Origin of the sequence: Amycolatopsis thermalba, from assembly GCF_003385215.1 — a bacterium.
In the GTDB taxonomy this organism is placed as follows: Bacteria; Actinomycetota; Actinomycetes; order Mycobacteriales; family Pseudonocardiaceae; genus Amycolatopsis_E; species Amycolatopsis_E thermalba.
Genome location: NZ_PQHW01000035.1, coordinates 1 through 12,691, shown reverse-complemented (window position 1 = coordinate 12,691; position 12,691 = coordinate 1). Strand labels below are relative to the sequence as shown.

The 12,691-nt window shown below is 71.0% G+C and carries 16 protein-coding genes; 10 read left to right on the top strand and 6 right to left on the bottom strand.

Annotated elements, in window-relative coordinates; all coding sequences use genetic code 11:
• The first annotated feature begins 10 nt into the window (after nt 1-10).
• Nucleotides 11-784, top strand: a complete 774-nt coding sequence (locus tag D0D15_RS16135) for an enoyl-CoA hydratase-related protein (protein WP_094008781.1) — start codon at nt 11-13, stop codon at nt 782-784.
• On the opposite strand, the gene D0D15_RS16130 is transcribed toward D0D15_RS16135, so the two are convergent.
• Genes D0D15_RS16130 through D0D15_RS16120 form a run of 3 tightly spaced genes read right to left on the bottom strand, consistent with a single transcriptional unit; the run spans nt 781 to nt 1,742 of the window.
• A complete protein-coding gene (locus D0D15_RS16130; protein WP_094008780.1) occupies nt 781-1,137 on the bottom strand; it encodes a barstar family protein in 357 nt (118 codons plus the stop codon). The genes D0D15_RS16135 and D0D15_RS16130 overlap by 4 nt on opposite strands.
• A gap of 10 nt (nt 1,138-1,147) precedes the next feature.
• Nucleotides 1,148-1,531 (bottom strand): guanyl-specific ribonuclease, encoded by a 384-nt coding sequence (locus D0D15_RS16125; RefSeq protein ID WP_198958388.1) that lies wholly within the window; start codon nt 1,529-1,531, stop codon nt 1,148-1,150.
• 10 nt (nt 1,532-1,541) lie between these two features.
• Nucleotides 1,542-1,742 (bottom strand): hypothetical protein, encoded by a 201-nt coding sequence (locus D0D15_RS16120; protein ID WP_094008778.1) that lies wholly within the window; start codon nt 1,740-1,742, stop codon nt 1,542-1,544.
• 44 nt (nt 1,743-1,786) lie between these two features.
• On the opposite strand from D0D15_RS16120, the gene D0D15_RS16115 reads away from it, so the two are divergent.
• From D0D15_RS16115 to D0D15_RS16100, 4 genes are all read left to right on the top strand, one after another.
• Entirely contained in the window at nt 1,787-2,752 is a 966-nt protein-coding gene (locus tag D0D15_RS16115; protein ID WP_094008777.1) for a quinone oxidoreductase family protein, read from the top strand.
• 103 nt (nt 2,753-2,855) lie between these two features.
• Nucleotides 2,856-3,827 carry an alpha/beta fold hydrolase gene (locus tag D0D15_RS16110; RefSeq protein ID WP_094008776.1) on the top strand — a complete coding sequence of 324 codons (972 nt, stop codon included), beginning with the start codon at nt 2,856-2,858 and terminating at the stop codon, nt 3,825-3,827.
• Nucleotides 3,828-4,097: 270 nt separating this feature from the next.
• The gene (locus D0D15_RS16105) at nt 4,098-4,571 is read left to right on the top strand and encodes a carboxymuconolactone decarboxylase family protein (RefSeq protein WP_094008775.1); all 474 of its coding nucleotides are present in this window, start codon (nt 4,098-4,100) and stop codon (nt 4,569-4,571) included.
• A 99-nt stretch (nt 4,572-4,670) separates the two neighbouring features.
• Complete coding sequence (locus D0D15_RS16100) at nt 4,671-6,089, top strand: amino acid permease (RefSeq protein WP_094008774.1); 1,419 nt, start codon at nt 4,671-4,673, stop codon at nt 6,087-6,089.
• Here the strand turns inward: D0D15_RS16100 and D0D15_RS16095 are convergent.
• Nucleotides 6,074-6,700 (bottom strand): glycine-rich domain-containing protein, encoded by a 627-nt coding sequence (locus D0D15_RS16095; protein WP_162830587.1) that lies wholly within the window; start codon nt 6,698-6,700, stop codon nt 6,074-6,076. The two genes, D0D15_RS16100 and D0D15_RS16095, sit on opposite strands and share 16 nt — an antisense overlap.
• Nucleotides 6,701-6,834: 134 nt before the next feature.
• Here D0D15_RS16095 and D0D15_RS16090 point away from each other — a divergent pair, with 134 nt between their 5' ends.
• Genes D0D15_RS16090 through D0D15_RS16080 form a run of 3 tightly spaced genes read left to right on the top strand, consistent with a single transcriptional unit; the run spans nt 6,835 to nt 8,728 of the window.
• The gene (locus tag D0D15_RS16090) at nt 6,835-7,557 is read left to right on the top strand and encodes a DsbA family oxidoreductase (protein ID WP_094008772.1); all 723 of its coding nucleotides are present in this window, start codon (nt 6,835-6,837) and stop codon (nt 7,555-7,557) included.
• The gene (locus tag D0D15_RS16085) at nt 7,554-8,030 is read left to right on the top strand and encodes a TIGR03618 family F420-dependent PPOX class oxidoreductase (protein WP_338024669.1); all 477 of its coding nucleotides are present in this window, start codon (nt 7,554-7,556) and stop codon (nt 8,028-8,030) included. The genes D0D15_RS16090 and D0D15_RS16085 overlap by 4 nt, the downstream gene beginning before the upstream one ends.
• Nucleotides 8,027-8,728, top strand: a complete 702-nt coding sequence (locus D0D15_RS16080) for a DsbA family oxidoreductase (protein WP_094008771.1) — start codon at nt 8,027-8,029, stop codon at nt 8,726-8,728. The genes D0D15_RS16085 and D0D15_RS16080 overlap by 4 nt, the downstream gene beginning before the upstream one ends.
• A 48-nt stretch (nt 8,729-8,776) precedes the next feature.
• Here D0D15_RS16080 and D0D15_RS16075 read toward each other — a convergent pair whose 3' ends face one another.
• Nucleotides 8,777-9,613, bottom strand: coding sequence for a helix-turn-helix domain-containing protein (locus tag D0D15_RS16075; protein ID WP_094008770.1), 837 nt, complete (start codon nt 9,611-9,613; stop codon nt 8,777-8,779).
• An 85-nt stretch (nt 9,614-9,698) separates the two neighbouring features.
• Between D0D15_RS16075 and D0D15_RS16070 the strand changes: the two genes are divergently transcribed.
• Both D0D15_RS16070 and D0D15_RS16065 read left to right on the top strand, forming a co-directional pair.
• The gene (locus D0D15_RS16070; protein WP_115944537.1) at nt 9,699-10,379 is read left to right on the top strand and encodes a TetR/AcrR family transcriptional regulator; all 681 of its coding nucleotides are present in this window, start codon (nt 9,699-9,701) and stop codon (nt 10,377-10,379) included.
• A 112-nt stretch (nt 10,380-10,491) separates the two neighbouring features.
• Nucleotides 10,492-11,619: an FAD-dependent oxidoreductase gene (locus D0D15_RS16065; protein ID WP_094008826.1), complete on the top strand. Its 1,128-nt coding sequence runs from the start codon at nt 10,492-10,494 to the stop codon at nt 11,617-11,619.
• 16 nt (nt 11,620-11,635) lie between these two features.
• Here the strand turns inward: D0D15_RS16065 and D0D15_RS16060 are convergent, their stop codons facing one another.
• Nucleotides 11,636-12,046: a GNAT family N-acetyltransferase gene (locus D0D15_RS16060; protein WP_425266788.1), complete on the bottom strand. Its 411-nt coding sequence runs from the start codon at nt 12,044-12,046 to the stop codon at nt 11,636-11,638.
• Nucleotides 12,047-12,691 lie beyond the last annotated feature (645 nt).

Sequence of the window (12,691 nt, the reverse complement as noted above, 5' to 3'; positions counted from 1 at the left end):
GGTGACCCCCGTGACTGATGAACTGGTGCATTACTCAGTGCGGAGTGGTGTCGCGACCATCACCCTCGACTCGCCGCACAACCGGAACGCCCTGTCCGCCCAGCTGCGCCGCGAGCTGTCCGGCTCGCTGGCCGAGGCCAACGACGACGACGCCGTCCGCGTGATCGTTCTCACCCACACGGGCAAGGTGTTCTGCGCCGGCATGGACCTCAAGGAGGCGCGCGGCGCCGGGGCCGGCGATCAGGGCGTCAACGAGTTCCCGCGGATCCTCGAGCAGATCTGGACCAGCCCGAAGCCGGTCGTCGCCAAGCTGGCTGGGGTCGCCCGCGCCGGTGGGGTCGGCATGGTCGCCGCCGCGGACATCGTCGTCGCCACCACCGACGTCACCTTCGCGTTCTCCGAGGTCCGCATCGGCGTCGTGCCGGCCGTCATCTCGCTCACCGTGCTGCCCCGCGTCAACCCGCGCGCCGCGCAGGAACTCTTCCTCACCGGTGACGTGTTCGACGCCGCGCGCGCCGCCGAGATCGGCCTGATCAACAAGGCCGTCGACCCAGCCGACCTCGACGAGGCGACCGACCGCTACGTCCGTTCCCTCACCCTCGGCGGCCCGGCCGCGCTCGCCGCCACCAAGGAACTCCTCGCCAGCCCGCGCCCGGCCACCCCGGCCGACGGCTTCCCGGACATGCTCGGGCTCTCCGCCCGGTTCTTCGCGAGCGAGGAGGGCCAGGAAGGCATCCGCGCCTTCGCCGAGAAGCGCAAGCCGAACTGGGTGCCGCAGGACTAGTCGTCGGTGAGGGCGACCGTCAGCCGGCGGCTGTCGGCGCGGTCGCCGCCCGGCGCCAGCGCGCGCTCGGCGTCCGACAGCACGCTGCGGATCGCCAGGTACGCCTTGGGATCGGCCTCCTTGAGCAGGTCCGACCCCGCCCACACCAGGACGTGCTCACCGTAGGGCAACCAGGACAAATCGGTCAGGCAGTCGTACAGCGCGTCCAGGTTGCGGCCGAACCAGTCCGGAAAGGACAACGCGGACGCGATGGCGTCGAGGGCGGACATCTTGTCCGCCGGCCGGCTGCCGATGAGGTGCGAGTAGGCGCCGCGGGCACGGGCCTGCTCGACGATCGTCTGGGAAGAGGACATGGGGTTCTCGCTACTTCGACGGGTCGACCTGGACGAAGGAAGCGTAGTGATCACCGGTGTAGTACAGCTCGGTCTGCGCCCCGGTGATCAGCCGCCGGGCCCCGCGGTCGGGGCTCCCGGGCGTGGGCACCGTGTATTCGTGGTAGTAACCGCTCTCCCTGGCGGGGAGCCGCTTTTCCCGGTTCTCGAACACGGTCCCGTCACTGCGGTACGGGAACGGCCCGCCCGCCTGGATGAGGCGCCACGTCTGGCCGGCTTCCGGGGGCAGGCTGGACAACGCGGTCAGCCCGGCCACGGGCTCGGTCGACGTGGTGGTTTCGCGCACGATCCACCCACCGAACACGAGCACGATGAGCCCGACGAGCGCGACGGTGATCCGCCTCCTGCTTGACACCAGCGACACCTTAGGACCGGCTCGAAACGTCCTCGTCGCGGCCCGGCCGCAACCACGCGGCCACCCGGTCGACGATCCGGTCGATCAGCCACGCCACCCCGACGCACAGCGGCGCCAGCACCGCGATGACCAGCAGGAACTGCAACGGGAACCACAGCTGCGCGAGCCACAGCTCCACGTTGTCCCACCAGGTGGCCAGGCCGTCGAACACCTGACCAGGGTACGCCAGCGCCCCCGGCGAGGTACGTTGCAGGCATGTTCGCCGTCTACGCTCGTGAACCGAACCCGGAAAACCCGCTCGACGCGCTGACCGTCGGCGAGCGGCCGGACCCCGAGGTGCCATCCGGCTGGGTGAAGGTCGCCGTCAAGGCCGCCAGCCTCAACATGCACGACATCTGGACCCTGCGCGGGGTCGGGATCAAGCCGGACCAGTTCCCGATGATCCTCGGCTGCGACGGGGCCGGCGTGCTGGAGGACGGCACCGAGGTCGTCCTGCACTCCGTGGTCAACGCGCCGGGCTGGCAGGGTGACGACACCCTCGACCCGAAGCGCACGCTGCTCACCGAGAAGCACCAGGGCACCTTCGCCGACTACGTGATCGTCCCGGCCCGCAACGCGGTGCCGAAGCCGGCCGGGTTGTCGTTCGCCGAGGCCGCCACGATGGGCACCGCGTGGCTGACCGCGTACCGGATGCTGTTCGTGAAGTCGGGCCTGCGTCCCGGGCAGACGATGCTCGTGCAGGGCGCCTCCGGTGGCGTGTCGACCGCGCTGATCCAGCTTGGCCGGGCCGCGGGTCTGCGGGTGTGGGTGACCGGCCGGTCCGAGGAGAAGCGGGCGCTGGCCGAGCAGCTCGGGGCGCACCAGACGTTCGAGACCGGCGCGCGGCTGCCCGAGCGGGTGGACGGCGTGTTCGAGACCGTCGGCAAGGCGACCTGGGGCCACTCGCTGAAGTCCCTGAAGCCGGGCGGGATCGTCGTGGTGTCCGGCTCGACCAGCGGGCCGGACCCGAGCGCGGACCTGCAGCGGGTGTTCTTCCTGCAGCTGCGGGTCGTCGGGTCCACCATGGGCACCCGCGACGAGCTGGAGGACATGCTCCGCTACCTCGACCTGACGGGCATCAGGCCGCAGATCGGCAAGGAGCTGCCGATGTCGGAGGCCGCCGAGGGCTTCCGGCTGATGCAGGAGGGCGCGACCGCGGGGAAGATCGTTTTCACCCGCTGAATCGCTCCGACCTGCGCAGACGCCTTGTTGACACGCTGCCGATACCGGTTTGTGACCCACGTCTACTGAGCGGAACCCGAGATTTCCTCGCTAATCTGGGTACATGACCGCAGTGCAGCGGGAAATCGAGGCGGCGCCGGGCTCACGGCTCGCCGGCCCGGAGGACATCCGGGCCGGCCACCGGAGTTTCGCCGGCGTGCGCACCAGGGTGCTGGAAGTGGGTCCCAAACCCAAGCGGGGCACCGGAAGACTCGTCCTGCTGCACGGCTACTGCGACAGCGCCGACACCTGGCGCCCGGCGCTGACCGAGCTGGCCGCCGCCGGCGTCCCCGCGGTCGCGGTCGATCTGCCCGGCTTCGGTGAAGCCGATCCCCTGCGCTCCGGCGCGATGCTCGCCCAGCTGGACGCGTTCGTCGCCGAGGTCGTGCGGTTCTACTCCGACCGCGGCAAGGTCGTGCTGGGCGGCAACTCGCTCGGCGGGACGATGAGCCTGCGCGCGGCCTGCCGCGACGAGCTGCCGATCGCCGGGGTGGTGTCCATCGCCGCGCCCGGGTTCGTCGACTCCTGGCTGGTCCGGACCGTCGGGAAGTACCCGCTGCCGTTGCGGCTGGCGGCGTCGCTGCCGTTGCCGGTGCCCGGGTTCGTGGTGCGGACCATCGCCGGGTTCGTGGTGCCGCGGCTGCTCTACGCCGACCGCGCGGCCGCCGACATCGCCCACGTCTCGCGGTTCACCGGGCTGTTCCCGGACTTCCGCTCGACGACCACTCGTCTGGACCAGGCCCGCCAGCTGGTCGCCGAGCTGGCCGAGGCCTACGACGGACTGGAGTCGATCAAGGTCCCGCTGCTGGTGGTCGCGTGCGGCAAGGACCGGCTGGTGAGCGCCGCCGCGGGCCGCCGGCTGCACGCACTGGTGCCGCACAGCCGGCTGATGCTGCGCGAGGAGTGGGGGCACTGCCCGCAGCTGGACGACCCGGTCGCGATCGCCGAGCTGCTGAGCTACTTCCGGGCCGGCGCGGTGCACAAGAAGTCGCGCCGCCGCGCGGCCGCGCTCACGCAGAAAGCCGCCGCGGGCTAGGCCGTGTCACAATGCGTTGGTCCAGGTGATGTGTTCGGACATCGGTGAATCCCCGGCCTGGCCCGGTGTGGCCCAGTCGCCACGGGAGCGGCCGATGTTCGTGGCGTGCTGATAGGCGCGGGCGATGGTGGAAACCACCGACACCGCGGCACGACCAGCAGCATCCCAACCAACCACCGCAATCTTCGTCAGAGCCGCCGGCCGGCTGTCACATCTCGTCGGGCTGTTCCGTCAGGGAAGTGGAAACCCCAACCGGAACAGGAGTTCATCGTGGACGCTCGGATCAACCTCTTCACCAGCCCGACCGCAGGCAAGTTCGTCAAGCACCTCTTCGGGGCGGGCAAGGTGCTCGCCGAGTCCACACTGCCCGCCCGCACCCAGGAGCTGGTGAAGCTGCGCGCCAGCCAGATCAACGGCTGCGGCTACTGCACCGACATGCACTTCAAGGACGCGGTGGCGGCCGGCGAGGAGCCGACTCGGCTCAACCTGGTGGCGGCCTGGCGCGAAGCCACCGTGTTCACCGAGGCCGAGCGCGCCGCCCTGGAGCTGACCGAAGAGGGCACCCGTATCGCCGACACGGCCGGTGGGGTCAGCGACGAGGTGTGGGCCAACGCGGCCAAGCACTACGACGAGGAGCAGCTCGCCGCGCTGGTCGCCGCCATCGCGCTCATCAACACGTGGAACCGCATCAACGTCATCATCCGCAACCCGGCCGGCGACTACCGGCCCGGCCAGTTCGCCTGACCCGGCGAACAGCCCCGGGACCTTTCGCAGGGTCCCGGGGCGGGCTCCTCCCTAGTACCGTGATCCGGTCATTACCCGGACGAGTGATTGGGGAGTGCGGTGGCCGTACACGAGCTGTTCCGGCGCAAACCCGTGGAACAGATCGAGGCCGTGGAGGGCGGCGGGCTCCAGAAAACCCTGGGCCTGTGGCAGCTGACCGCGATCGGCGTGGGCGGGATCATCGGCGCGGGCATCTTTTCGCTCGCGGGCGCGGTGGCGAACCAGACGGCCGGACCGGCCGTGCTGATTTCGTTCCTGGTGGCCGGGATCGCCAGCGCGGCGGCGGCGTTCTCCTACGCCGAGTTCGCCGGGCTGATCCCGCGCGCCGGATCGGCCTACACCTACGGTTACGCGGTGCTCGGTGAGCTGGTCGGCTGGCTCATCGGATGGGACCTGCTGCTGGAGTACACCGCGATCGTCGCCGTGGTCGCGATCGGTATCTCCGGCTACTTCAACGACCTGCTGGGTTTCCTGGACATCCACCTGCCACTGTGGATGTCCGGCGCGCCGGGCACCGAGCCGGAGGGCGTGGCGGCCGGTTCGTACAAGGTGAACCTGTTCGCGGTGCTGCTGTGCCTGCTGATCGCGTTCGTGCTGAACCAGGGCATGCGCTCGGCCGCGCGGTTCGAAACCCTGCTGGTGTACCTCAAGGTCGCGCTCGTGGTGCTGGTGGTCGTGGTCGGCGCGTTCCACATCAACACCGGCAACTGGTCGGACTTCTTCCCGTTCGGCGTCGGCGGCGCGTTCACCGGCGCGGCGACGGTGTTCTTCGCGGTGTTCGGCTACGACGCCATGTCCACCGCGGCCGAGGAGTCGCGCGACTCCCAGAAGCACATGCCGAAGGCGATCCTGTACTCGCTCGGGATCTCGATGGTGCTGTACGTGCTGGCGTGCCTGGTGCTGACCGGAATGGTGCCCTACACCGACATCGACTCGGAAGCCGCGTTCTCCAGCGCGTTCGAGTCGGTGGGGCTGCGCTGGCTCGGCGGGGTGATCGCGGTCGGCGCGATCCTCGGCATCCTGACCGTGTTGTTCACGTTCCTGCTGGGCGCGACGCGCGTCGGGTTCGCGATGAGCCGCGACGGGTTGCTGCCGAAGTGGTTCTCCGGCACGCACCCGGTGAAGAAGGTGCCGAGCCGGATGACGTGGGTCCTCGGCGTGGCGGCGGCGGTGATCGCCGGGCTGCTGCCGATCGGGGAAGCCGCGGAGCTGACCAACATCGGGATCCTGCTGGCGTTCGTGGTGGTGTGCGTGGCGGTCGTGGTGCTGCGGTACCGCCGTCCGGACCTGCCGCGCACGTTCCGCTGCCCATGGGTGCCGGTGGTGCCGGCGATCGGGGTGGCGTTCTCGATCTGGCTGATCACGTTCCTGCACCCGGAGACGTGGCTGCGGTTCGCGATCTGGTTCGCCATCGGGCTGGTGGTGTACTTCGCCTACAGCCGGCGGCATTCGAAGCTGGCGGATCACCACCAGAGGTAGACGTACCCGGGCGCCCCGGGCATGCCGGCGGCGCCACCGGCGCCGATCCCGCCCGGCGGCGCGCTCGGGATCACCCCCGCCGCGCCGGGCCGCTCCGCGGTGGCGTCGCTGCCGGGCGCGGCGAGGCCGGGCGAGGTGCCGCAGTCGGCGGTGCCTCCCCGGCCGGCCGCGTCGGCGGTCCCGGGCGCGCCGCCACGGGCCACGACGAGCGCCGGGCTGCCGGCGACGCCCAGGCTGGAGTCGCTGCCCGGCGCCCCGGGAAGCCCGCCCACGCCGACGGTCACGGTGTACTCGGTGGCGGGGGTGACCGCGACGGAGCACCACGCCGCTCCCCCGCCACCACCCGCGGTTCCGGGCGGCGGCGGCGCTTCCGGCGGTGGCGCTTCCGGTGGCGGCGGCGCTTCCGGCGCTTCGGGGGTGCCCGCGGGCGGTTTCGCGCCCCCACCGCCCGCGCCCCACAGGGCGACGAACACCGAGGTGACCCCCGCGGGCGCGGTGAACGTGCCGCTCACGGTGAAGGCCTGCTCCCCGTGCACGGGTTCGGCCCCGGCCACCGGCGCGGCAGCCGTGATCAGGACAGCCGCCACGGCAACGGCTTTTCCGAACGCCATGCCCGAAAGGGTGCGCTCTCCAGCGCGGTCGCGCACTTCTTTCAGCCGATGGGGTGAGCTCGTCTGTCGGTAAAATACATGTGTGCGCACGCACTCATTTAAGGTACGCTGCGGCAGAACGGAAGGAGCACACGATGATCCCCTCGGTCGACGTCCCGCCCGGCGATCCGCGATTGCCCACCTCACCAGACGTGATCGTGGTCTATTCGGACCTGAACTGCTCGTTCGCCCACGTCGCCGTGCACCGGCTGCACGAGACGCGGGACCGGCTCGGTCTGACCGGCCGGGTGCGCTTCGACCACCGGGCCTTCCCGCTCGAACTGTTCAACCTCGGGGTCAACGAGCGGCCCGGGGTCGACTCGGAGGTCGCCGTGCTCGGTGCGCTGGAGCCGGACGCCGGGTGGCAGCTGTGGCAGGAGAAGGACTGGCGGTACCCGGTGACCATGCTTCCGGCGCTGGAGGCCGTGCAGGCCGCGAAGCACCAGGGCCTGCACGTTTCGGAGCAGCTCGACCGTGCGCTGCGGAAGGCGTTCTGGGCGCAGAGCCGGTGCATCTCTCTGCGCAACGTGATCCTGGACGTGGCGGCCGAGACCGGTGTGGTCGACGTGCCGGACCTGGCCGGACGGCTCGACCGGGGCGAGGCGCGCGCGGCGGTCATCGAGCAGTTCGAGTCGGCGCGCGACGACCGGGTCGTGTGCAGCCCCCACCTGTTCCTGGCCGACGGCACCAACGCGGCCAATCCCGGTGTCTCGGCGCGCTGGGTGAACGGTGACTTCGGCGTCGGCTTCCCGGTGATCGACTCCGACGAGCCGGACATCTACCGGACGCTGCTGGAGAAGGCGGCGAGCCTGGCGTGATCACCACCGCCGACGGCCTCCGGATGGTGGCCGGACTCGCCCGGCCGGAGCGCTGGCTCGCCGTGCTCGTGACCGCCCGGGCCGACGGGCGGCCCGGCGTCTCCGTGGTGAACGCGGGAATCCTGCCGCACCCGGTGACCGGCGAGACCGTGGTCGCGTTCGTGTCCCGCGGCCGCACCGCGAAGCTCGCCAACCTGCGCGAGCGTCCACACGCGACGCTGGTGTTCCGGTCCGGCTGGGAGTGGGTGTCGGTGTCCGGCCCGGTGGAACTGGCCGGCCCCGACGACGATCTGCCCGGCCTGCCGGACCCGCGCCTGCTGCTCCGCGACATCTACATCGCCGCCGGCGGGGTGCACCCGGACCTGGACGAATACGACCGCGCGATGGCCGAGGACCGCCGCACCGCGGTGCTCCTGCGGCCGGAACGCTTCACCACCAACCCACCTGGAACCGAGCACGAGGAACCGGAATGACCAACGCACCGTCCACCGTCCACCGTCCCGCGGCCGCCGCGGGCACCATCCAGGTCTGGTCGGACCTGCTCTGCCCGTTCGCGCACGTGGCCCTGCACCGCCTCCGGGTGGCCCGCGAGCGGCTGGGGCTGCAGGACCAGGTCCGGATCGACCACCACGCGTTCCCACTGGAACTGTTCAACGGTCCGCACCCGAGGCCGGGTACCGACAGCGAGGCCGTGGGTCTCGGCACGATCGAGCCGGCGGCCGGGTTCCGCCTGTGGACCGCGGCGGACTGGCTGTACCCGAACACCGTGCTGCTCGCCAACGAGGCGGTGGCCGCGGCCAAGGCGCAGGGGCTGGGGCCGGCCGAGGACCTGGACCGCGCGCTGCGACGGGCGTTCTGGGTGGACAACCGCACCATCGGCCATCGCACCGTCATCCTGGAGGTCGCCGCCGAGACCGGCACGGTCGACGTCGACGCGCTGACCGAGGCGCTCGACTCCGGCCGGCACCGCGCGGACGTGATGACCGACTACGCCATCGCGTGCACCGACGAGGTGACCGGCAGTCCGCACCTGTTCACGCCGGACGGTACCGGTGTGCACAACCCGGGCATCACCGTGCACTGGGAAGGCCCGTGGGCGTCCGGCTTCCCGGTCGTGGACGAGCACGACCCGGACTGGACCGAAACCCTGCTGAAGAAGGCCGCCGGGTAACGCCGGGGCCCGGGCCGGGAGGGCGCGAGCCGCGAGTCTTCGTATCGATCAGGAAGCCGACCGGGCGGGCAGGGCGGCGGAGGCGAGCAACGCGAGCTTCTCGGCGTCGCTGCTCCCGGCGTCGGCGTGGTACACCACGAGCATCATCCCCTCGGTGCCGGTGGTGACCTCGAGCTTTTCCCGGTACAGCACCAGACGGCCGACCTGCGGGTGGTCGAAGCGCATCAATGCGCCCTGCCGCGGCTGCACATCGTGCCGCGCCCAGAGCTGCCGGAAGCGGGGGCTGGCGAGGGACAGCTCACCGACCAGCTCGACGAAGCGGGGGTCGTCGATGTCGGTGCCGACCGACTGGCGGAAGCCCGCGATCAGCGCTTCGGTGGCGGCCTCCCAGTCGGGGAAGAGGTCGCGCTCGCCCGGGTCGAGGAACACGTCACGCAGCCGGTTGGCGCCCGGGGTGAGGCGCGGCGAGAGCGCCGTGGCCAGGGCGTTGGCGGCGAGGACGTCCAGGTAGCGCCCCTCCACGAACGCCGGCAGCGGGAGCGTCCCGAGGAGCTGGACGATGCTGGGCGGCACGACCTCCTGCCGCGGCCGCCGCTTGCGCCGGGGCCGGTCGGCGGCGAGCCCGGCCAGGTAGGCGGTCATCTCGTCGTCGAGCTGGAGCGCACGGGCGATCGATTCGAGGACCTGCACCGACGGTTTGCGGTCGCGGCCCTGTTCGAGGCGCAGGTAGTAGTCTGCGCTGATGCCGGCCAGCATTGCGACCTCCTCGCGGCGCAGGCCGGGCACCCGGCGCACGCCGTGGACGGGGATCCCGGCCTGTTCGGGGGTGACGAGTTCGCGGCGGGCGCGGAGGTAGTCGCCCAGCAGGTTCCGATCGTCGGCCACGTTCCCACGGTAAGCCGCCGGGCGGGGACCGTGCCTGGTCCTGTCATCCCCAGTCGGGCACGAACACGTTCGTTACCATCGCCGGATGTCCACCAGCCCGGAACCGGTCAGCCGTCGTGATCGTCCCGCCAAACCCGCGCTCAGCCGGCGCTGGATCATCGACACCGCGGTGCGGATCATGCGCTCCGAGGGGCTGGAGAAGGTGACCATGCGCCGCCTGGCGAAGGAGCTGGACACCGGCCCGGCCTCGCTGTACGTCTACGTCGCCAACACCGCCGAACTGCACGCGGCCGTGCTCGACGCGCAGCTCGGCCAGGTCGACCTGGCCGCCGAGACCGCCGGGCCCGAGCCGCGGGACCAGCTCGTCGCCGTGCTCACCTCCTACACCCTCGTCCTGTTCGAGCACCCGCAGCTCGCCCGCTCGGCTCTCGTGGCCCGCCCGAACGGCCCGAACTACCTCGCCCTCCTCGAGCGCGTCCTGCAACTCCTCGCCCGCAGCGGCGCGCCCCGGCAGCAGGTCGCCTGGGGAGTCGACAACCTGCTCCAGTACGCCACAGCCACCGCCGCGGAGCACGCGACGCAGGAGCAGGACCCGAACGCCGAGCGCGACTGGCATGCGCTCAGCCGGGCCGTGCACGAAGTGGACGAGAGCACCCACCCGGCGATCAAGGCGCACCTGCCCGAGCTGCTCACCGGTGCGGAAGACCGTCTGACCTGGGGTTTCCACGTGCTGATCAACGGGATCACGCACACCCCGCTCCCGTAGCGGCCTCGCGCCGCCGCCTCCCTCGCCACGCTTCACCTTTGCCGAACTCGTTCGTGACGAACATGTTCGCTACGCTGGACGTGTCGCCGCACCCGAGGCATTGGAGAAGGCCGTGAGCAGCCACCACCCCATCGCGATCATCGGTGCAGGTCTGGGCGGTCTCACCGCCGCCAGGGTCCTGCACGTCCACGGCATCGAGGCAGCCGTGTTCGAACTGGAGACGTCAGCGAGGGCACGCACCCAGGGCGGAATGCTCGACATCCACGAGGAGAGCGGGCAGGACGCGCTGCGGGCGGCGGGCCTCCACGACGAGTTCCGCAAGATCATCCACGAGGGTGGCCAGGCCCTGCGCCTGGCCGGCCCGGACGGCACCGTCCACGTGTCCCACCCGGACGACGGCACCGGCGCGCGGCCCGAGGTGGACCGCGGCGACCTGCGTGACCTGCTCCTCGGCTCACTGCCGGACGGCACGGTCCACTGGGGCCGCAAGGTCACCGCGGCCCGCGCGCTGGACGGCGGACGCCATGAAGTGACCTTCGCCGACGGCTCCGCCACCACCACCGATCTCCTCATCGGCGCCGACGGGGCCTGGTCGCGGATCCGGCCCCTGGTCTCGGCCGCCGAGCCCGCCTACACCGGCATCTCGTTCGTGGAGACCGACCTGCTGGACGCCGACAGCCGTCACCCGCGCAGCGCCGCCGTCGTCGGCGGCGGGCTGTTCCTCGGGCTCGGCGACGAGCGGGGTTTCCTCGCCCACCGCGAGACCGACGGCAGCCTGCACGTCTACGCCGCGGTCAAGGCCGGCGAGGACTGGCTGGACACCATCGACTTCACCGATCCCGCGGCGGCCAAGGCCGCGGTGCTGTCCCGGTTCGACGGCTGGGACGAGGGCCTGCGCGGCCTGATCGCCGACGCGGACACCATCGCGCCGCGCCGCATCCACGCGCTGCCGGTCGGGCACCGCTGGGACCGCGTCCCGGGCGTGACCCTGCTCGGCGACGCCGCCCACCTGATGTCGCCGTTCGCCGGGGAGGGCGCGAACCAAGCCATGCTGGACGGCGCCGAACTGGCGCTGGCGATCGCCGCCGACCGCGGTGACGCCGAGAAGGCGCTGACCGCCTACGAGGAGGCGCTGTTCCCGCGCAGCGCGGCCATCGCCGCCGAATCGGCCGCCAGCCTGGAAACCCTGTTCGGCGGGCGCGGGCTGGAGGAGATGATCGCGTTCTTCACCGCGCGGTGACCCCGTCCCGCCCGGGTCAGCCTTCCGCGGCCAGGTGGATCAGCCCGGCATCGGTGGGGCGGAAGCCGCAGGCGTCGAAGTAGAAGCGGCGCAGCTCCGGCCGGAAGTCGACGTGCAGCCACTCGCAGCCCGCCGCCCGTGCCTGCTCCGCCGCCAGGCGGACGACCGCGGTGCCGATCCCGCGGTGCTGGTGCGAGCCGCGAGTCTTCGTGTCGATCAGGAAGGCGTGGTCGCCACCGTCCCACGCCACGTTTACGAAGCCGACCAGGACCCCGTCAGCGTCACGGGCACCCACCCAGCCGAGGCTGTGCTGCCGGACCTGGCTCCACCAGCCGGGAACGGAGTTGCCGCCGTGCGACCGGACGAGGTCGACCATCTCGTCGTCGGTGATGGTGTCCCGCCAGACGCACGAGATCTGTTCGCTCACTCCGCAGCATCTCCCCCGAAACCAACGGCCTGCCGGCGACTCCGCCGGCAGGCCGTGTGAGTGGGCGATACTGGGATCGAACCAGTGACCTCTTCGGTGTGAACTATGTCCGCGATACCGCGCTGACCTGCAAAAACACGACTCCTGCAGGTCAGCGCGGAGCGTTCAGGGCTGTTGGGCCTCGTTCCGGACGGTTCAGCGCGCGGTCCTGCTCCCAGCTTGCTCCCCACGGTGCTCCCCGTCTGGGCATCGAACACCACAACCACCTCACCCAATTAACCGAAGAAGATGCTCGATAGGCCTCGCCGGCAACGTGACCCTCGGTGATCAGGGGGCAGAACCAGGACCGCGGAGCTACTCAGCAAGCCTCGGCACCCCACCAATTGCCCACATGGGACAGCCGCAACGGTCCCAGCCCAACCCGCCGCCACGACAACGCGAGTAGGCACGGCGCTCCAAGGTTCACTCCTCGTCGGCCGCCAGTTGAGGTCATACACACTCACACGACCCCCACACTGTGAGCTTGCCCCCGTTCGCCGGACACTTCGGGTGTGGGGTCAGTGATCTTGGTCTGACTCCGTGTGCAGGGCTTCAAACGTGACGGGGCTGTGCATTCCGATTTTGGAATGTCTCCGTTTCGGATTA